The 20,772-nt window shown below is 34.5% G+C and carries 19 protein-coding genes; 9 read left to right on the forward strand and 10 right to left on the reverse strand.

The genetic code is table 11. From position 1 onward, the window contains the following. Nucleotides 1-32 precede the first annotated feature (32 nt). The 4 genes from NE848_RS09885 (at nucleotide 33) to NE848_RS09900 (ending at nucleotide 3,538) form a co-directional block, all read left to right on the forward strand. On the forward strand, nucleotides 33-1,235 hold the full coding sequence (locus NE848_RS09885) for a site-specific integrase (RefSeq protein WP_252112996.1): 1,203 nt from the start codon (nucleotides 33-35) through the stop codon (nucleotides 1,233-1,235). Beyond that, the gene (locus NE848_RS09890; protein ID WP_252112998.1) at nucleotides 1,232-1,600 is read left to right on the forward strand and encodes a hypothetical protein; all 369 of its coding nucleotides are present in this window, start codon (nucleotides 1,232-1,234) and stop codon (nucleotides 1,598-1,600) included. The genes NE848_RS09885 and NE848_RS09890 overlap by 4 nt, the downstream gene beginning before the upstream one ends. Nucleotides 1,601-1,674: 74 nt before the next feature. After that, complete coding sequence (locus NE848_RS09895; protein ID WP_252113000.1) at nucleotides 1,675-2,538, forward strand: ATP-binding protein; 864 nt, start codon at nucleotides 1,675-1,677, stop codon at nucleotides 2,536-2,538. Further along, nucleotides 2,513-3,538, forward strand: a complete 1,026-nt coding sequence (locus NE848_RS09900; RefSeq protein WP_252113002.1) for a DUF3871 family protein — start codon at nucleotides 2,513-2,515, stop codon at nucleotides 3,536-3,538. The genes NE848_RS09895 and NE848_RS09900 overlap by 26 nt, the downstream gene beginning before the upstream one ends. A gap of 22 nt (nucleotides 3,539-3,560) precedes the next feature. Here the strand turns inward: NE848_RS09900 and NE848_RS09905 are convergent, their stop codons facing one another. From NE848_RS09905 to NE848_RS09945, 9 genes are all read right to left on the reverse strand, one after another. Then, a complete protein-coding gene (locus NE848_RS09905) occupies nucleotides 3,561-4,541 on the reverse strand; it encodes a hypothetical protein (RefSeq protein WP_252113004.1) in 981 nt (326 codons plus the stop codon). Nucleotides 4,542-4,551: 10 nt separating this feature from the next. Beyond that, nucleotides 4,552-5,934 (reverse strand): ATP-dependent DNA helicase, encoded by a 1,383-nt coding sequence (locus NE848_RS09910; protein ID WP_252113006.1) that lies wholly within the window; start codon nucleotides 5,932-5,934, stop codon nucleotides 4,552-4,554. Nucleotides 5,935-5,955: 21 nt separating this feature from the next. After that, a complete protein-coding gene (locus NE848_RS09915; RefSeq protein WP_252113008.1) occupies nucleotides 5,956-6,213 on the reverse strand; it encodes a hypothetical protein in 258 nt (85 codons plus the stop codon). Nucleotides 6,214-6,245: 32 nt separating this feature from the next. Further along, complete coding sequence (locus NE848_RS09920) at nucleotides 6,246-6,605, reverse strand: hypothetical protein (RefSeq protein WP_252113010.1); 360 nt, start codon at nucleotides 6,603-6,605, stop codon at nucleotides 6,246-6,248. 22 nt (nucleotides 6,606-6,627) lie between these two features. Further along, nucleotides 6,628-8,949 carry a toxin-antitoxin system YwqK family antitoxin gene (locus NE848_RS09925; protein WP_252113012.1) on the reverse strand — a complete coding sequence of 774 codons (2,322 nt, stop codon included), beginning with the start codon at nucleotides 8,947-8,949 and terminating at the stop codon, nucleotides 6,628-6,630. Nucleotides 8,950-8,968: 19 nt separating this feature from the next. After that, nucleotides 8,969-9,331, reverse strand: coding sequence for a KTSC domain-containing protein (locus NE848_RS09930; protein WP_252113014.1), 363 nt, complete (start codon nucleotides 9,329-9,331; stop codon nucleotides 8,969-8,971). A gap of 10 nt (nucleotides 9,332-9,341) precedes the next feature. Beyond that, nucleotides 9,342-9,899, reverse strand: coding sequence for a hypothetical protein (locus NE848_RS09935; RefSeq protein ID WP_252113016.1), 558 nt, complete (start codon nucleotides 9,897-9,899; stop codon nucleotides 9,342-9,344). Nucleotides 9,900-9,984: 85 nt separating this feature from the next. Beyond that, nucleotides 9,985-13,332 (reverse strand): helicase-related protein, encoded by a 3,348-nt coding sequence (locus NE848_RS09940; RefSeq protein ID WP_252113017.1) that lies wholly within the window; start codon nucleotides 13,330-13,332, stop codon nucleotides 9,985-9,987. Nucleotides 13,333-13,340: 8 nt separating this feature from the next. After that, on the reverse strand, nucleotides 13,341-16,694 hold the full coding sequence (locus NE848_RS09945) for an Eco57I restriction-modification methylase domain-containing protein (RefSeq protein ID WP_252113019.1): 3,354 nt from the start codon (nucleotides 16,692-16,694) through the stop codon (nucleotides 13,341-13,343). A gap of 379 nt (nucleotides 16,695-17,073) precedes the next feature. Between NE848_RS09945 and NE848_RS09950 the strand changes: the two genes are divergently transcribed. The 5 genes from NE848_RS09950 (at nucleotide 17,074) to NE848_RS09970 (ending at nucleotide 20,144) form a co-directional block, all read left to right on the forward strand. Further along, a complete protein-coding gene (locus tag NE848_RS09950; RefSeq protein WP_252113021.1) occupies nucleotides 17,074-17,472 on the forward strand; it encodes a hypothetical protein in 399 nt (132 codons plus the stop codon). A gap of 52 nt (nucleotides 17,473-17,524) precedes the next feature. Next, nucleotides 17,525-17,971, forward strand: a complete 447-nt coding sequence (locus NE848_RS09955) for a JAB domain-containing protein (protein ID WP_252113023.1) — start codon at nucleotides 17,525-17,527, stop codon at nucleotides 17,969-17,971. A gap of 96 nt (nucleotides 17,972-18,067) precedes the next feature. Further along, entirely contained in the window at nucleotides 18,068-18,541 is a 474-nt protein-coding gene (locus NE848_RS09960; RefSeq protein ID WP_252113025.1) for a hypothetical protein, read from the forward strand. 98 nt (nucleotides 18,542-18,639) lie between these two features. Next, complete coding sequence (locus NE848_RS09965; protein WP_252113027.1) at nucleotides 18,640-19,218, forward strand: SLC5/6 family protein; 579 nt, start codon at nucleotides 18,640-18,642, stop codon at nucleotides 19,216-19,218. A gap of 737 nt (nucleotides 19,219-19,955) precedes the next feature. After that, entirely contained in the window at nucleotides 19,956-20,144 is a 189-nt protein-coding gene (locus tag NE848_RS09970; protein WP_252113029.1) for a hypothetical protein, read from the forward strand. On the opposite strand, the gene NE848_RS09975 is transcribed toward NE848_RS09970, so the two are convergent. Then, a complete protein-coding gene (locus NE848_RS09975; protein ID WP_252113031.1) occupies nucleotides 20,141-20,728 on the reverse strand; it encodes a riboflavin synthase in 588 nt (195 codons plus the stop codon). The two genes, NE848_RS09970 and NE848_RS09975, sit on opposite strands and share 4 nt — an antisense overlap. Nucleotides 20,729-20,772 lie beyond the last annotated feature (44 nt).

The following is a 20,772-nucleotide window of genomic DNA, read 5'->3' on the forward strand; positions in this document are numbered from 1 at the left end:
TCTGCAATTTCAACAATTTAAATCCAAGACTTATGATAACTACTAAAATTATCCTCAGAAAGAGGAAACTGAGTAATGGTCAATATCCAGTACTCTTAAGGATCATAAAAGATAAAAAGGTAAAGTATATAAGATTAGAACTAAATGCGAAAGAGGAGGAGTTTGAAGACCAAGAATTCAAAAAGAATCATCCCAACTATCGTAAGAGAAATAACATTTTAGCTGGATATAAGCTTCGAATAAACAATATTATAGATGATTTCATAAGTAGTGGAAAAGAGTACTCACTTGACGATGTAGTATCCGAATTTAAAGGGAAAACCTTAAGAACAAATAATGTATGGGATCACTTCAATGAAAAGGAAAGAATTTTAATAAGATCAGGTAGGATAGGAAGTGCTGATGCATTCAAACAGACTAAACAGGTATTATCTAAATTTAAACAAGGAGATTTAACTTGGGGAGATATTACACCTTCCTTCTTAGAGCAATTTGAATTGTTTATGAGAGAAAGAGGTAATAGTGATGGAGGAATCGCATTTCGCTTCCGACAACTTAGGGCGCTCTATAACGATGCGATAAATAAAAAAATCATTTCTAGTGAAAATTATCCGTTTAGATCATACAGGATTTCCAAGCTGAAACCTACTCCTGATAAAAGAGCACTTTCTATTTCAGAATTAAGGTCCTTCCGAAATGTTGATTTGACTGAACATCCTAACTTAGTCGATGCTCATAATTATTTCATGTTTTCCTTCTATCTGAGAGGTATAAACTTCCACGATCTTATGATACTGAAGTGGAGTCAGATAATGGACAATAAAATAATATATAAAAGGTCAAAGACTAAAGGTCGTTTTGTCGTTGAACTATTACCTCCTGCATTGAAAATACTTAACTCTTATAAGGATTCTAAGCCAGATACTGAATATATTTTTCCCATTCTTCTGAAGAATAATTTGAATCCTCAACAAATTGCTAATCGGAAACACAAGGCATTGAGAAGTTATAATAAAAAGCTGCAGGAAATAGGTGAGTTAGCTAACATTAACAAGAGAATTACCAGTTACGTTGTGCGACATACATATGCTACCGTTATGAAGTATAAAGGTGTATCAACAGATATTATATGTGAGTCCTTAGGCCACTCTAATTTAAATGTAACCAAGGCATACCTCAAGGAATTTGATAATGAAGTAATAAATAATGAACACAGAAAATTATTAGACTTATGAAAGAGAGAATTAAAATCGGAGAGCATACTATTATGCTTGATAAAACTAAAACTTATACTTTAAAAGAAGTAGCAAGATTATTGGGTATTACAAAGATTAATATGAACAAATATTTCATATTATTAAGGGAGTTTGGATTTATAACTCATAACAATAATCCTTGGTCTGTACCCTTAATGACAGAGCTATTTACTTATAGAGCCTCTGAGGGACTGAGAGTTACTTATGAAGGAATTATAGCAATTGATTCCTGTATGCAGGCATCCTTTATGTACTCTTATGATTTTATATCCGAAGGAAGAATCATGAGGAAAATAGAGGAAGAAGAGGATGGATTAAAGGATGACCTATATCACTGCTGGTAGTTGAAAAACAAAAAAATAATCCAAAAAATGCGGGCTTAAAAAGTCCGCATTTTTTATTTAAAAAAACAGAATAAATGAAACTAATTAAATCAAACAGAAGAAAAGCCAAAATCAAAATGGCTTTACAAGGACCTGCTGGTTCAGGCAAAACCTATAGTTCACTTTTAATAGCAGAGGGACTTTGTTCAGGAGATTTCAGTAAAGTAGCTGTAATTGACTCCGAGAATGGTAGCTCAAACTTGTATTCTGACTTAGGGGATTACTATGTAATTGCTTTAGAGAAACATAATCCTGAAGAATACATAAAGGCTATTGAACTCTGTGAGAGAGAAGGGATGGAGGTTATTATCATTGATAGTATCACTCATGCATGGGAGTTCCTATTGGATTATCACGCATCTCTTTCTGGAAATTCATTTACCAACTGGGGTAAAATTACTCCAAGGCAAAAAGCATTCATAGACAAAATATTGAATAGTACTTGTCATGTAATTGCTACTATGAGAACCAAACAGGATTATGTGCTTAACCAGAAAGACGGGAAGTATGTCCCTGAAAAAGTCGGGTTAAAGGCAGTTCAAAGAGACGGAGTAGAATACGAGTTTACCGTAATCTTGGATTTGGATATCAAACACTTTGCTACTTGTAGTAAGGATAGAACAGGATTATTTATGGATAAACCAGAATTTCAGATTACCAGGGGAGTAGGGAGAAAGATCAAACAGTGGTGTGAACAAGGAATTGATCTAAACCCTATGAAAGACCGTATCACTAACTGTAGCTCTCAAGAAGAGCTGAATAAACTCTTCCATGAGCTCGCAGATTATAGAGTAGAACTTAATGATGATTTTGTGAAGCAACAGAAAACTATCAAGGATAATCAGATGTCAAACCTAAAAACTTTTAACAGCAATGGAATTAGTAAGAATGAACAATAACGCAAAAGACCAGGGGCGAGGAGAAGATATAATTACATCTCTCCCTTCCTCTGGTACTCATAAAACAGAGGTTAAATTACTCGAAAACAACCAATTCATAAAGGCTAACTCTACGGCAGTTAGCCTTTCTCATTTAAGAGAGGATTGTATAATTCCAGTATTTGCCAACGATAATGAGCAAACCATCAGTCACAGCGAGTTTATAGAACAGACGAGATCAGCTGTTGAAGATATCTTTCAAGGTGAGGAGATTAGCGAACCTGCTATTAGAGCTAGTCATATGATTAAAGGCAGAACTCCAGATGCCATAGGAGTAGCTGTCAAGGATCTGCGTGAGGAACAAAAAACCATATACTATGAACGAATGGCTTTTCTCTTCTCCCTCCCCGGTATTACGCAAACCATTGACGGAAATCAATTAACTCTAAGTGTTGGTGGTGTTAGAGCTTACAATCATGAAAACCTATACAGTAAAAAGTCAGCGGAGAAGTTCAAATTCTTTATAGGTTTTGAAAACATGGTTTGTTGCAATATGTGTATAGGTACAGATGGTTATAAAAAGGACTATAGAACTACCTCTTTAACTGATCTCAATGAAGCCATAGTAAATTTAATTTCTTCATATGAAATGAAAAAGCATTATCAATCTATGAGAAGACTGGTAGAACAGAGCCTAAGTGAAAAACAATTTGCACAGCTTATTGGTAAAGCAAGATTATATCAGTATTTGCCAAAGAAGGAAAAGGAACAATTACCAGAATTGCTATATGGTGAGAGTCATTTTAGCTCTATCGCAAAGGATTATTATTCTGATAAAAGCTTTTGTAAAGAACAATCAGGTGATATCAATCTTTGGAAGGTATATAACTTGATCACAGGAGCTAATAAGAGCTCTTATATTGACACTTTTCTCGAGAGAGGAGTGAATGCCTTTGAATTTACCCAAGGGCTCTCAAAAGCAATCAGTGGTGATTCAGATTATCGCTGGTTTTTGAGTTGAAAGTTCTTGACCTCGGAAGGGGTCAAGAACTAGCTTTTTCATTTAGATAAATTACATTTTCCATATATTTTTCTCTGAGCCAGTGGAGGTATATGATTGCTGGAATAAGTTTCTTATAATTTACATCAAAAACTTTCCAAATGGTGTATAGACCCAGAGCTGCCCACCCCACCGGACCTATAATAGTAGATAAAGCCGAAGTTAGGAATGTATAAGCGGCAAAAGATAATGTTAAGCCTAAAGCACTACCCAAAGTACTTAAAGCGGTAGTTGCTAATAAATATACTCCGAACCCAGATAATTGTGCGGAAGTTAGGAAAGCTAACGAAACACCAGTGGCATAGTATTTAGAGCCATTTTCTTTGGCCATTTTTCTCAATTCAGTTTCAAACTTTTTTTTCTGCTCTGGAGTCATCCTTTTCAAGGAACGTTTTAAAACGGTTACGATTATTTTGTGTTCGATTTCTTTATTTTTTGCATCGGACTCAAACTTTAGTTTTTTTGCAACCTTCATTAAAATCCCTCTGTAGGATAGAAGATATTTGTCATTAGGAAACTTTTGATCAATCTTTCCTAAAATATTTGACCCAAGGGTTTGGAGTCTTACAATAATTTCCACAGCATTTTGAGAGTTGGTCTTTAAAATTTCAGAAAGAATTTTTAATTCGTCATCATTGGCAAGAGATAAAATTTTAAAAATCACTCCCCACTGATTATGAAGTATTCTATACTTAATCCAAATCTCTCCTTTGCCAATGTAATCAGTGTTTAAATTTTTTAAATTGAATAGAAAACTAAACTGAACGCTGGTTATTGGTTTTATCTGACCTCTTTCTAATGCACTATACCAATTTCCTAGTTCCTGTAATTCGAGAGCTTCTTGTGCGGAAAAGAATTCATATGGTAATTCAAAGTTGAAATTTTTATTAGATAGATAGTGAGAATGTAATTTCGATTGCTCTTCGTATTCCTCTTTAGGCATTTTGAAACCTCTCCTTTCCATTTTAATAATTTTAATGAAGCTTATATAAATTGTACACAAATACTTCTTCCTTCGCCCTGGTAAAGGCTGTATATTTTGAATTATAATATGTTTTTGAGGGAGGATACCAATCCGAAATATAAACCTTATCCCATTCACCACCTTGGGCTTTATGAATGGTAATAGAATAACCATATAAAGCTCTTATCGCACCTAAGAATGGGTCTTCCATGGCATTACCATTGTCTCTATATTTTTTATTTTGGATCTTCCGAATTTTATGCAATGCTTTTTCTTTTTTTTTGCCTAAGCCCTTTGGTTTTTCAAGGGTATCAAGAAGAATGTAGTCCTTGATTTCAAACCTTTCGTTGCTTATATCGGTCGCTTCTATAACAACCTTGGCAAATTCCAACCCCTCAATAATTTCGGTATTCTGAAGATCTATTTCTTTAACAATTACATGATCTCCATTATACAATGTATACTCTGGTTTCCTTAAAGTCCTGTTTATTATTAATAACTCCCCGGGCACAAGTTTCTCCTTCGGGTAATTGAAAAGTAATGATCTAACCCTCTGATTGAACTGTAAATTCTTGCTGTGGTTATAGGCTAAAGCAGTACAGTATTCATGACCGTTCTCCGTTAAATCCAACGCATATAGGTGTTCCGCTACAGCTTGGGTGTTTATACTAAAGTAGGCCTCAGTACCCAAATCCCTAGCGGTATTCTCAATCACTTCCCTGATATTATTAATGCATTTAAATAAGGAACTATTAGTTTTCTGCCTTTTAACAGTATTCAATTTTAAACTCGTTCCTTCAAGGTTGTATTTTTCTTTCAGAAACTTTGAAGATAGGGCTGCCGAGAAAGACTCTTTTACTGGTGGTAGTTGGTTTTTATCACCTACGAATATAAATTTATTTAGGTCATTACCCTGTTTGCCATAGTAAATTAGGTCATCCAAGACACAATTCCCTCCCTCAAAAAGACTTTCCTGGTCAGATTCTGACTGGGAGGATACCATAGAAGCCTCATCAATAATATAAACTGTATATTCTGTTGATTCATTTTCTTTTAAGCTAAAACGTATAGTACCTTCCTCAGGATCCGTATTGACATTATATATCAAGGAATGAATGGTTGAACAGGGTACATGGGCCTTTGAGGCTAGAATTCTAGCAGCTCTACCTGTGGGTGCAGCTAGATTATTAGCGATGCCCTTATCTCTTAAATATGCTATGCAGGATGACATCAATAAAGTCTTCCCCGTTCCAGCAGCTCCATTAATAATTAAAAAGTCCTCAGAGCTGTTGGTAATAAAACTCTCCAGATTAAGAAGAACCTTCATTTGATCTGGGGTGGGCTCGAACTTAAAAAATTTTAAAATGGATTTTTCTTTGGAATCTTCGACCATCTATTCACTATTGTTATTAAGCTATTGGGCAGTGTATACTGGGATTCTATAATAGTCATCCGGATGACTATTATAATTGTTATAAAAAGCATCTCTATGCCCATTAATTTCATGGAGATTGACATCTACAGTATTTTCCACCTCTACTTCTCCTTGGATTTCCGCAGATATATGTCCACCATTAACATACACGCTATTGGTGGTAGGCAAAATACCGGCATTTTGTAAAAAAATGCCCCATATTCCTAAGGCGATTAGGACTAAAAAAACTTTTTGCATATAATTCCGTGTTTATTTTTTGATTTCTTTAATTAATCTAGTTTATAAATTATTCCAGGACTATAACCACCCGTTACCTCTAAAATACATTCCTGCCTGTATCCCGCATAACCAAAATAATAATCAAAAGTTACATAGTAACCCGTATCAATTATCTCGTAAAGGTCTCCTGGACCATCTGTTAGCTCGATTTCATATTTGCCTCTTTCAACATCAAATTCAGTCTCTACATAAATAGCGTCAATCTGGTTTCCATCCTGGTCAAGTGTACCGTAATCAAGTTCAATTTTTTTGTAAACCTTATCAATGGAATAGTCATCAAGATCTTCCAGGGATTGGGAATAAGAGGTAGTCGAAATGAATACCACGAAGATTATTAATATATGTTTCATGGTTGATAAATCTGGTTAAGTATTACTTAATTTCACCTTCCTTGTACTTTTCTTTTCTGATGGTTTTATCCGTTGTTAAATCAATATACTTGGTGTTTCCATCTCTTAACCCATCTCTTACTCTTCTTTCTTCCTTTATATTTTCTTCTGAATCAAAATAAACGAATGTTCCATCAAAAGGCTCATCTCGAAGAGTTAGGTAAATTTCGTTTTGTTTCTCTCCATTAATAAAGTCAGATTGGATTTTTACACCTTGATCATAAAAGAAAAAAGTCCATTTACCTGTTTGTAAATCTTTATCAAAATAACCGACTATTTGAGGAGTGTTATTTTCCAGCATTTCAAATTTGCCATCTCTATATGCATTATATTGGTTTGTCTTGGAGTTCAAACCATCTCTCAAAATAAATTCAAATTCCGTCGAATTGATATCGGAATCTGGCTTTACCCTATATTCCTGAGTCATTGTTATTGAACCCATCGGATTAGACCTTTTCCAGAGTGGTCCTTTGCTTGAAGTACGGATATATTCATATTTTTCTACCACATTCACACCTGTGCTGTCATAAACAATAAATTGATCCAACTCACCATAATCAAATATTCTTTTTTCTTTTAATCTACCTTCATCTCGAACTATATAATCACCATTTAAATCACCCTTGTTATAATTAATTTCTTTCACCAAATCATCACCAAGATATTCTTTCCATACTCCGTTCTTTTCTCCATCAATATATTCTCCGATTTTCGTTAAATAAACAGGCTTTGAATCTATAATATATCGGTTTTTTTCGATCCATTCACCTTCCTTTTCACCAGATTTATATTCACCTTTTAAAATAAAATCTAAATTCTCTAGTTCTTGCGAAAAGTGACCGTGTAATACGCCGTCCTTATAATTTGAAATTTCTTTTACCTTGTAAAAGACAAAATCCCAACAGTCATCAGTTTTATCTGAATTCTCTGCACAAGGTTTTTCCTCTTTGTTTAAATATGAGAAGCGTTGTTGTAAACCATCTTGTTTGCCATTATTGTAGTTTTCTATTAAATAAAGCTTTTTAGCGTAGGGAGCAGGTTTGTTCTCAATAGAGATGTTTGAATAATAATATTTCCAGGGCCCCTGCTTGAGCCCATTCTCATATATTCCTTCTTCTCGTAATGTCTGGGTAACATCATAATGCAACCATTTTCCGCTTTTATCACCTTTAAAATAATGTCCTTCGGTTAGAACCTGCAATTCCGTAGTGTCAGTATTAATAATTCCACCTCCAAGCATTCTGGTTACATCCAGAAATATTTTATATTTTCCATGTAATTCATCGTTTTTGTAATTGCCCACGACCAAACTGTCTCCAAGTGGTTCATGGAAGTAACCATTTTTCATTCCATCCTTGTAGGTTGTTTGAAAGATGACATTTTCCCGGTTACTGGAAGGAATTGTTTTCCATATTCCAACCTTTTCGTTATTAGCAAAATTCCCATGTTGTTCCGCGACCAGTTTACCTTCGTCAGTGTAGATATAATTTATATATGCTCCTGACAATTCCCCATTGTCATAATTATATTGGTATGATTTTTTGCCGTCTATATATTCTATATATGAACCATGCTTTAAGTTATTTTTCACATTGTATTCGAGAACTAAATCCCCTTCTTCATCATACTCTTTGAATAATCCATTTTGCTTTCCATTTAGGTAAGTACCTGTCTTTTTCAATTGGCCACTAGGATGATATACTTCGATTTTACCATCAATTTTGCCGTTCTTTAGATTGTATCGTATGGAGATATTACCATTATCATGGTATTCTACCTTTTTGCCATTATCGACGTCAAAAGTTCCAAACTTTTCTATCAAGGTAAATCTGTATCCAGTTACAGTTTCATCAAATGAAGAGGAACCCTCACGCTTATCGGTGCTAATTCTTAAAATATAATGCTGGTTACTGTATTCAGAGGTAATTTCATTATCATCTATTTCACTATCCAATAGCTTGTAATTATTGCTGTTTAGTTCTCTTAGAACAGCAGAATAAGAGGATTTATTGAAAGTGGTATAGCTTATTTTATTAGGTTCACTATCTGTTGTATATACGTAAAACCAACCCTGTGCCTCATCATTATAGTTGCGTTTATAAGACCAGGTAATGACATTGTAGTTTTTAGAATCTCCCTTGGAAGATTCATAATATTCCCATCCTTTGTTGAGAAGATACTGATTAGCGCTTTCCCAATTTTTTACTGACGATATATTGTGTAAGTCAGTTAATCTTAAATTTTGGGCATCTAGTTTTATAGAGGTAATGATTAACCCTATAATAAGCAGGTATTTAAGCTTCATATAAAATTAATATTTGGTATCAGTTTTCTGGAGTTAATTGATATTTATTCTTCAAGTTCAAATTGTAAAATCTTCCTAAGGAAGAGGCGACCTTAAATTCATTCCATAAGGCTACCGGCACATTTTGATGGATATATGAATCAGTTTTGGTTGAAATTATGAGGAAACCAGTTCTTCCATTACACGAGTAATAGTGTGCATTTTTAATCCAGGAACTTCTGGAAGTATTAAATGTGTCTTCAACTTTGAAAGCCGCATTGCTAATTTTATCCTTTGCGGTATAATAAGATTCAAATTGCTGAGGTAAATCCCTGCAGTTCTGCTGACCTTGGCAGGAGCATAACAAAGCCATTAGAAGGATTTTAGGTAGGTATTTTATCATCGTTTAGGTTTTATTCTTCCTCCCAAAAAACATCAGGAGCAAAACTATATTCTTTATCTAAAATGGTCATATCACCGGTATAACTCCCCTGAAATTTTCTTCCATCTATAAGTTCAATATAGAACTTAAAGCTGTTTTCTGATAGTACTTCAAACCTTACATAACCCTGAATGTCAAATAGATCATCGGAAGACGCATATTCGCCATTTTCAAATTTGAAATTATTATAGAAGATTACTCCTTCGGTTCCTTCATTCTTATAAATGTCTGTTTCTGCATTATAAGTTTGCTCCAAGGTCTTAGGTTCATGCATACCATCACCTAATTGCAATTCCAGAAAGTCTATTACATAGCTTACGTTATCTTCTGGATAATAGATGTCATCCTGGGAATTCCTGGTAAAATCTCCATCGGAAATGACAATATCCCTCCATCCTTTAGGCTCACCCTGCACATACACATTATTTACCTCAAGGGTTTTGATTCCATCTTCAGACTGATCTGAAGCGCTGTCACCAGAGCAGGAAAACAAGATGACGCTTAGGGCTAAAAAATATAATTTTCTCATAGGTTGGTTATAGTTAATTAAAATTTATACTTTAAAAGTCTCTTTCTTTTTTGTAGCATCAAATGCTAGAATTTGTATCTCTTCTCTACTTTAGAATTTGATTTTCCACTGCAATAATTACTTCTTCTTTCTGGTTTTTCACCTTTTCAAGAACTCTCTCCAAGTAGTCAACACCATATCTTGATTTTATATAATTGAGTTCATCAAAGAATTTTTTCCAGTTCTTCTTTGATGAATTTGGAGTTAAGCGATCAAACGCTAATCGCCTAAGGGTGTATTTAGGCATCGTATAGTAGTGCTTTATATCCTTGATAATAGTTTTGATGAATTGAATATTTTCCTCTTCTGAAGCGTCGATTACTTTTAAGGCAGTTTTGAGATTATCGTGTGCCTTACTTTCAATGGCTAATTCATTCTTATTGGACCTTATCTTTTCCCGGTGTGTTTTGACCACCTCATACACCGGCCAGAAATTTTCAGAAAGATTTAAGCGTGGTGTGCCATATTCACATTTGACGTAGTCAAGTAGACCCTCAAAGGTGAGGCTTTCCACTTCTGTTTTAGTTGCTTCAGCTTGTTGCGCAAAAAGGCTGAGACCTTTCTTACGGAGAACATTTACATCAGAAGATTGGAATGATTTTGCTGACTTCACACGGGAAGGAAGTTTTTCTATGCGATCTATTACATTAGGATATTTGTCCTCAATTTTTTTATAGGCATTCCGCACAAAAGTCACTGTATTTAGCTCTTCCTCATCTTCCGGATTTTCATTGATTTTTTTGTAAAGTCCACTCGCCGTGGGTTGTTCATCCTGGTGGAAAATCTGAGAGTCTTCCCCCAGAGCATTGTGAATCATGAACATTTTTTGCTGTGCGATTTCACGGGATTTCACGTAATCGGCACCGGTTTCTGAAGGAAAGAAATTGTAGATATATAGGAGATCAAAAATTTTCTGTCCAATCCTGTTAATCCTGCCTACCCTCTGGATAACGCGAGTTGGGTTCCATGGGATATCGTAATTAATAATGGCACCTGCTCGGTTTAAATTGAATCCTTCAGAAAGTTTATCACTGGTAATTAATACTTGAAAATCATTATGCCAGGTGCCTTCGTATTGAGCATTAAAATTGCGCTCAAGTTCCTTTGCCAAGGTTCTGGTTACTTTTCCATCACATACAAGTACATTTTCCTTCAGCTTTCTTCTAAAATAAGGTTCCAGGTGAAGTACTGTGTCCACATACTCCGTAAATAGAATTACCTTTCTATCTGGATTCTTTTTTACGATTTCCAGAACTTGTTTAAAGATGGTTTCTCTTTTGGGATCATTTTCCACTAGCCTTTCTTCCTCTAATTCTGTTTTAATTCTTTCAAAAAGTTCAAGATCCTTCTGAATATCCTGTAGAAAATCTTCCTTTCTCTGGAAGTCGTTGATTTTGTATACGGTATTATTTTTTGGTATTCTTCGCTCTAATAGATCATTTTCAAATTTTCGGAGTAGCTCATCTATTTCATCCTCATCATAATCGTAAATTTTCTCCATGAAATTTCTGTCCAGAATGTATTTTCCACCGGTTTTCTTGATGAAGTCCAGAACCAATTCATGAACCTGAATAAAGCGTCCAATGGTTTTTTCGAAGGCACCAAAAGAACTTTCAAATCGCTTCACTAATAACCTTCGCATAAAGTCAAAGAGGTTCCTTTGCTGTAGAGCTTTTCGGTTACCCTCCATGTCCTTTTCTTCGTCTACTATTGTTTCATAGCTGGCTGGTTGATAAACAGCACCCGTGAATAGCCCTCCTTCAGAAAAATAATTTGTAACTATTCTATCATAAAACTCAGACTGAGATTCATTTAAATAATAGAACAGTTCTTCCGGGGGTGCCACTTTGGGTAATTCTCCAATCTCCTTACTGTACTGAAAATCCTTCTCAAGATCTAATCTGTTTCTTCTGATAACTACAGGAGAAATAACCTCTTTGATCTTTGTAGCCAATTTTGCAGATTCTGCACGAACAAGATCTGGATTCACCGGTGGTTCTTCTCCAAGTAACTTAACATATTCACGTTCAGCCTTCTCACGTTTTTCAGGACTTCCGGAATTAAAGTTCTTCAGGATATCCGATAATTTACTGAACCTGTAATTATATCCTCTAAATAACCCTTCAAGATTATTTTCGATAGTAATTCCAGACATCCCAGGCACAATGAATAATTTAAGAAGGGAGAAAATATCAGCAGGAGAATTATTAAATGGAGTAGCTGTAAGCAGAACTACTTGTTTCCCCCTGCATATTTCCATAAGAGCCTCATATGCTGAAGTATCTTGATTCCTGAAGCTATGTGCTTCATCTACAATGACCATTTCAATATCAGAGCCATCTAATTCTTCTGCCAAATTTTCGATCTGTCCGCGGCTATAAACATGCCAGCCATTTAACTCGAAATTCCTGACGTAACCCCACCATCCTGTTTTATCACTATATTCACCCATCAACCCGGGAGGGCAGAGGATAATTCCTTTTTTGTCAAGATTGCGTGCTATTAAAGAAGCAATAACAGATTTTCCTAGTCCAACTACGTCGGCGATTACAACTCCGTTATACTGTTCAATAATCCCTATGGCTTGGTTTACCGCATCTAGTTGATAGGAGAATTTCTTAAATCCATTTTCCTCTAATAATCTTTCAACTTGGGGTTTAAGCTTCTTCTGTTTTTGCAAATCGAGGTAAGTCTTAAGAACCATCGCATATGCTTCAAACGGATCTACCACTGCTGCCTGAGAACGGTGCTGTATAAACTCTATTAGATGTTTCTTTCTCTGATCAAGTTCGGTGATAGGGATTGCAAGTTGCCAAAGCTCTTCAAAATATTCTACAGCATCTTCATAGCCGTAATCTTTAATTTCCACATTGAATTCCTGCTGACCATGAAGACCAGAGCGGGTGAGATTACTGCTTCCTGTAATTAGGTAACCGTCAAAATTATGCTTCCCTTTTTCTTCTTTGTTCATTTCGAAGAGATAGAGTTTTGCATGATTTGGTTCTCTTGTTTTTCTAATGATGAGTCTCTCCTGTTGCAGCATATCTAGAAAAAAATGAACCTGCTTATAGAACTCTTGAGTGTCTTGCTGTTCGTTATTTACAGCAAAGCCCATAGAAGACATAAAATTGTTAAACCTCTCATCACTGCTTAGATCCACCTCCTGGACGTCGTGTTCAAATATTCCATGAAGATGCTTGTCCACCTCCAGTCCTACCAGTAAACGAATTTTTACTTCTTCATTCTTTTTTAAATTTTCATATACTTCCTTCCAACCGGAGAAATAGAAAAAACCTACTAGCCATCTTAATTCTGTGCTAAACTTAATGATATTGTTAAGTCGGCCGCTCAGAGTTTTTTGAGGACTTTTGTTAGATATAAAATTGTTGGCCATACTGAAATTTAGGTTAGTAGTGCTCTTTTTTCATAGTCGCTCCTAATAATATTGGTATCGGGATCAACCATTAGAATTTCGTCATAGGATAAATCATACAAAGAATAAACAAGGAAATTTAATTCCTCCTCAAACTCTTCAAAGGGAATGCCTCTTTCAGTTCTGTATTGTATATCTCCGATTATTCTCTCCATTAGGGGCTGAGCGGTCTGAAAATCATTGGGGATTGGTAATTGTTTCAGTTCATAGCCCATGACGTGGTTATTTGTAGAGGTAATTCTAAAAAACCAGTCTAAAAACTTGGAATTCAGAAGTCCCATTATGAGCTTATTAAGGCTCTGGTCATTCAATAATATTTTATTAGCCGTATGGCCGAAAAGGTAAGATTCACCTAACACTGTTAAACAACTATGAAGTCGATATTTATCAGTTGTCCCAGTAATTTCTTGAAGTACGATAAATTCATTTTCTGAATTTAACTCAACTTGGTCAGGTAAAAATTCTTCATCAAGAAATTCGCAAGCTTCTGAGTTTAAAAGAAATCTACGGACATTTTTTCCTCTATATAGCTTTACTTCAGAAATGACTTCGGAAAAATATTTTTTTGAAGTGGTAAGATTGAGATCTCCTTGGCTAATCTCTCTAATTAGTATGCTTAAAGGAAAAGTCTTGGCGGGCAATTTTTCCAGAATCTGAGAATAATTTTCTTTTATTAATGGGATGTAATAAGCATCAGGATAAATGGTTAAAAGTTCTTTCTGACCTATTTTTTCAAACACAGGATTAGAAATTGTTTTGACATTATTCTGAATTGAAATTGAAAAATTATGATTCTTTATTGGAATCTTCTTTTTAAAAATATAAATACAAGTACCCTGAAGCACAGAGGAAAAAACCTGTCCCTCAGCATCTTTAGATTTTTTAGGGAATTCTATTATTTTTAATATACTTGTATTCTTTAGTAATAACTCTCTTGTATATGTTGCCGATAAATCTCCAAGAAGACTACTTTGGACAATCATGCAAGCGATTCCGTTTCTTCTGGACAGAATAAAGGAATTTTCTACAAACAACTTATATAAATTTTGTTTCCCTTTATCTTTTCCTTCTGAGTAGGGAAAAATTTTCTTGTCATAGGTATTTTTTTTAACCTGACTATAAGGAGGATTGCCGATTATTAAATCAAAATCTTTTAATCCGAACATCCATTCTGGATCAAACCACTCTGCTTTAGAGTTGGGATTAAATGGATCCCATTGTGCTATATTGTAAGCTGCGTCATTGTCCCAACCATCTTCTATCAATAAACTAGCTATTTCTTCTCGGATTTTTTTGTCCTCGCCCCTATATTTACTTTTCGTTTTTGGAGTTCTTGCAGAGAAATACTTTTCCCGCACAGAGGCAAGTTCTTCTTCTTTTTTTAGGACTTGTACATTTTGAAGCTTTCCCATTCCCAAAGTACCTTTTTGACGACTAAGACCGTCATCCAATCTTAACAGGCTGTTAGCTGCCACAAATTTGGTTTCCAGGTTAGGCAGTGGCAAAACACCGAAGTTTTCCTTCTCTCGATCAGTCTTTTGTTCTACCAGAAGAGATATAAAGAAACGAAGTTTTGAAATTTGCATTGCGATAGGCTGGATATCAACTCCATAAAGGCAATTTTGGATTAAGAAAAGTTTGCGAGCGTAATCAGGATCATTAAATTCATTATTAAAAATAGTCTCAATGTTTTCTTTTAAACTATCATAATCTCTATAGTCTACAGAGTTATTTAGTTCTGCTTTTAATTTGGCAATTTGAGCTTCTTTCCAGAATTGATTTTCCGGATCTAACTTATTCAAGACACTAACCAGATGTTGCAAACAACCCATGGGAAAAGCTCCAGAACCACAAGCAGGATCTAAAACCTTAATATGACTTAAAGCAGAAACAATTTTAATTTTTTCTTCTTTTTCTAGATCCAATTTCTCATTGGGATCAAAAAGTTGTTCAAGATATTCTTTTTTAATATTAACAGCACCCTCCAGGTAACACTCCAGAGATTCTTTTACCATGTAATTGACGATAGGTCGTGGTGTATAAAAAGATCCGGACTCTTTTCGAGCTGTTTTCTCAGTTTCCGGGTTGTAGCTTGCTAGAAGGTTTTCAAAGACAGTTCCTAATAGTTCTGGATCCAATGCAACTTCCTGATCTTCCGGAGTGTTTTCATCAATTGTAAAGTCATAGCGATTCAGTATGTCAATGAGGCCAGAAATTTCAACATCGGCACATCTTTTATCTTCAAAAAATCGTGATATATCCGCTCTTCGTTCACCAAAGAAAAGGTAGTCAGGAACCTTTAAACGATTTTCGTTCTTTTTATTATCTGAAAAACAATCTATCCTAATTTCCGTTCTAGACATATTATTTTCTTTGTCTCCGGTAAAAACGATATCCAGATTTTCGAATAGACCTCCATTAAGAAATGGAATAGGATTCATCAGTTCATAAAAATATTGTTCATCTTTTATAAATCTCCTGTAACGGTAAAAATTTTGAACACCGAATTGACTAGTAACAAATTTTCGCCCAATTTCTTGTGGAGTATTTAAAGTTGCAAAGAATAAGTTTTGTAAAATGGCTTTGTAGTATGTACTTCCAGTTGAATCCTTCCAATGGAGAAGGCCGTTTAATTTTCTTTTCTCAAAAAGTTCCCCTGGCACTAGACCTTTCTGTTTCATGAACCAAATAAATATTAGGCGAGTGATTAGCCTAATCATTGCATTAGCCTTTAAATTGTATTCCTTCTCTTTACGATCATTAGGAAATTCTACCTCATCAAAGGACGCGAAATACCAATAGCTTAGATCCTCATAAAACTTCTTAGAAAGGGGTTCAACACTAAAACAGTTCTGTATGGAATCCAAAGAATCAAACCTGCAGCTCTCCATTCTTGTTCTAAAAGTCTGGTTCTTCTTTAATGGGTCCACATAGTAAGTGAATCTCTTCCAGTTAGAATATTTAGATGTTTCACTTCCGTAATTTTTTCTGATAAAGCTGAAGCGAAAATTTCCAGCATCATCATAAAAGATGAAAATTGCACCATCTTTAAAATCTTCCGTTAGGATTTTTTTAGCTATTTCGAACTGCTGTTTCTTAGCACTTCTGGCAGTAAGTTCAGACCTATAGGCACATGAAAAAACTAATAGTTCTTCATGATTATTAAGTTCAGCATGTCCTATTTTCACCGGATCTGCAAAAGGTTTTTCCTCGGAGACTATATTCTCAAAGACTTCCTGCTCAGGCTTAAAAGAGGTGATTTTAGATTCAAAAAATAGTCGAATGTTACCATTATTGAGATTGGTAATAAGTTGGTTGATCATTCTTAGATGATATTTAGATTTAACTTTTTATGGTATCGCTGGCAGGGAAGCGTACTGAACAGGTAAATCTAAAAATTTTCTTAATGAATTGAAACTAATTAAATGTAAATAATAGCGAAATATAATACCGATAACAATATGCTTTTTTAATCTCCTTCTCAAATTTTTTAAATTTTTTTTGGAGTAAAATTATTTATTCATGCTTTACCCTGTGGCAACACCCCCACCAAGTTCTGCGATGGGGATATCCCCCCGCCTTTCTATCTGAGTTTCAAATTTTGGTCTGAGTATTTAGAACCAAGGTGATAGCTGAGTTGTATCTGCTTAGAGACTATTTGGAACTTAATGAAAGATTTTTCAACTCAAAAATTATAGAATTATGGTAAGAGTAATTGATTACCTAGAAAGACAGAATGAAGAAGGGGAATCCTTTTATGTTCTGGTACTGCAGGGCGGCATCCAAATGGTTAAATCCAAGCAGACAAATAGATTTTATGTGACTGCTAAAAGATCTACAATTTCTTCAACTTTTGATGAGGCAACCTGTCAAACTCTTATAGGAACTGAGCTTCCAGGAAAGATTGAAAAGGTTGAGACTGAACCTTATGAATACACAATTAAAGATACAGGTGAGGTAATAGAGCTGGATTACAGATATGAGTATCAGGAAGAAGAGAATAAACCAGAGAGAGAACCTGTAGAAAAGTCAAATACATCCATCGATGATATTGTTAAAATGACTGAAAAGCAGGTGTTTTCAATGAATGGAGTAGAATAGTTTAATAAGGGTTAGTAGCTAAGCTAACCCTTAACTTTAAAAAACCAGAGAGATGGGAAAAAATAGTATTTGTGAAATAAAAGTTTCTTACGCTGATAATACAAGAGAAGCGACTAAAATTACCAACAGTGAAATTACTTACAGATTATTTATATCCTGTTGGAATAAAGGAACTATTCAGTTACAAGAAGAATTTAAAATTCTCTTATTGAATAGAGCCAATAAAGTGTTGGGCATATACCCTGTGAGTAGAGGGGGCGTATCAGGAACTTTAGTAGACCCAAAGTTGGTGTTTAGTGTTGCATTAAAATGTAATGCTTCTAGTATAATTTTAGGTCATAACCATCCAAGTGGTAACTTAAATCCAAGTGAAGCAGATAAGGCCTTAACAAGAAAACTTATTAAAGCAGGGGGATATTTAGATGTGAAAGTACTTGACCATTTAATTATTACACCAAAGAGTTATTTTAGCTTTATGGATGAAAATTTAATGAGTTGATGTGTGCATGGGATTACACATCATAGTTAAAAAGGGTAAATTTCAGAATTGATTATATTTTAATATTAATTATAATAGCGTTAATTTCATTTTTAGATGAAACACTATTCATTTGAAATTTTAAATAAATTAATATCTGAGATTTATCCCTTCACCTCTGGTAATATAGAAGAACTTCAAGACTATTTGGATTTCCAAGGACTCTCCAGAAATAAAAATATAAAGTGGTCATTAGGACTAATCACAGAATTTTACAATAAATGGGACTGGGAGGCATTAGAAGAGAATAGAGCTGTTTTCGATAGTCTTACTTTAGGCCTTTTTTTTCCAGATAAGGTTACACTTCCAGCTTGTGAATGCTATAGAAAGCTTGAGTTTTGTGACTATGCATCCTGTAGAGTAAATTACAACAAATTTCATTTTGCAAGGTCATTACATAGTCAATATCCACAGGAATTCATAAAGCTAGCCATGATGTGTGAGTCTGGTTTCATCGATTTTGAAATGGTGAAAGATTTCTATATGACTAAAAACTCTGAAAAGTTACTGAGATTTAGGATTTCTATATAATAGCGGAAATTATAAAACCGAAAATTTTAGCAAATCATTAAATGAGGTTGGCAGGTCAAAATTTGCACCTATAACAATTAACTCTATATAAATTACATATGGATCAAGAAGATAAAATGTGGATTACTTTTCTAGGAAAAATTACCCGAATTGTTGCATTTGCATTTCTAATTCTCGCTCTATTAATGATATTGTTTTCAGTCCTAATATTGGTAATTGAAGTCTTCAATTTTTTAGGTTACAATTTACATTACCTTATTTTGATAGCTTTTATTGGATTGTTTTCTGTTTTTATCCTAACAGATTATTTCGATAGTTATTTACCGAAATTTGACCCTTTAGTGAAACATATAATAGGGCTCTTTGCTTTTTTAATTATTGGCTTGCTTTTATTTGGTGACTTTTCTTATAGAATTTTCACTGATGGAATTTATTGTGCCGATGTATCTATTGAGGATCATTATGGAGATGGGGAATCAGGTAATTTCTTGGTGGAGGTTGAAGATGGCTATGTTATAAAGATGTACTCCAATTATAATAACCGGTTTTATGAAAAAGAATTTCCAGAATTTGATGCCGATCTAGATAGTGAAGGAAATGCAAGTTATTATGATGAAAATACAAATAGGTTTTATTATATAACATTGGATTCAAAAGATATTCCATGTACGAATTGAAAGCAGACAAAGAAAGATTAATACTGCGGAATTTGCTGATATTGCATCGTGTAGTTTTTTTAAGTTTTATTTTATTGGCTCAACTATGGTTAATCTATTTTTATAAAATAGGCTAAAAAGAATTAAAATCTAGATAGTAACACGCCATAATCCTACAATATACTTAGAAGAGTAATAAAAGGTTATTAAAATAAAGTGACTCATAATCAGGTGGTCCCTGGTTCGAGCCCAGGTGGGACCACTAAGAAAAGAAAGCCTTGCAGAGATGCAGGGCTTTCTTTTTTTATCACATCTATAATGAGTACAAATTATTATTCAGTTTACAGGGAAAGATATTCTGAAATAAATTTTATTATTAACAATATTGTTAAAAATTTATCTTTAATTGTTGAATGGAAGCCACTTATTGTATAAATTTAAAGCTGTTAAACTGTCTGATTTTCAGAAACCTATATTTTTTATGGAAAGACCCAATGGGGGAAAACCCTCTCAAAAGCTCCGTAAAACTTTAAAATTTAAAATTAGGTAGAAAGATTTGAAAGTTTAAGTTTGCAAATAAGACCTTTATAGAGTTTATAAATGTTTTTTAATGCTGGAAAATTCTTACCTTAGTGATAGAAATTCCTGAAAAAAATCTGAATTTAAGGGCTTTAGCCGGAAATATTAACCGAATATCAATGGGGCAGATTAGATGTATATTCCTGGTTTTAATACTTTTCGTGGGTATATCTACGTCCGTGCACGCTCAGGACCCGCCTGAGCCTACAAAAAGCCATACAGATCCCCCTTGCGATGATGGCTCAAGCGGAGGAGGAACTCCACCTCCACCTGGATTATGCCTGCCTATAGATGATTATGTATATTTATTGATGGCCGTGGGAGTTATGTACGGCTGTTATAAGATGAGAAAGTTTGAGTTGAATTAAGATAATTCGTTCAGGCGCTTTACATATTTCCCGATTACATCGAACTCCAGATTCACAATATCACCAGATTTCAGGTTCTTGAAAGTAGTATGTTCATATGTATAAGGAATAATCGCAACGCTAAATCTATTCTTCTTTGAATTAACCACTGTTAAGCTCACCCCATTTACAGTGATCGATCCTTTTTCAATTGTTACATTTCCAATTTCAGGATCATATTCAAAAGTGAATTCCCAACTTCCATCCTTTTCCTTTATTTCGGTACAGGTTGCGGTTTGGTCTACATGTCCCTGTACAATATGTCCATCCAGGCGGTCACCTAATTTCATGCCTCTTTCAAGGTTTACCAGATCTCCCGTATGGAGTTGGCCAAGATTGGTTTTTTCCAGGGTTTCCTGAATGGCTGTAACCATATATTCTTTATCGTCCAAAGAAACAACAGTAAGACAAACCCCATTGTGGGACACACTTTGATCTATCTTTAACTCAGGTGTCATCTTTGCCTGAACGCTAATATTCAAGTTTCCACCCGATTTTTTCAGATTCGTAATTTTTCCTGTTTCTTCAACTATGCCTGTGAACATTGTTTTCTATAATAATGGTTACATTTGTGGGTAAAATTAAAATA

Source organism: Gramella jeungdoensis, assembly GCF_023805255.1.
Classification (GTDB): domain Bacteria; phylum Bacteroidota; class Bacteroidia; order Flavobacteriales; family Flavobacteriaceae; genus Christiangramia; species Christiangramia jeungdoensis.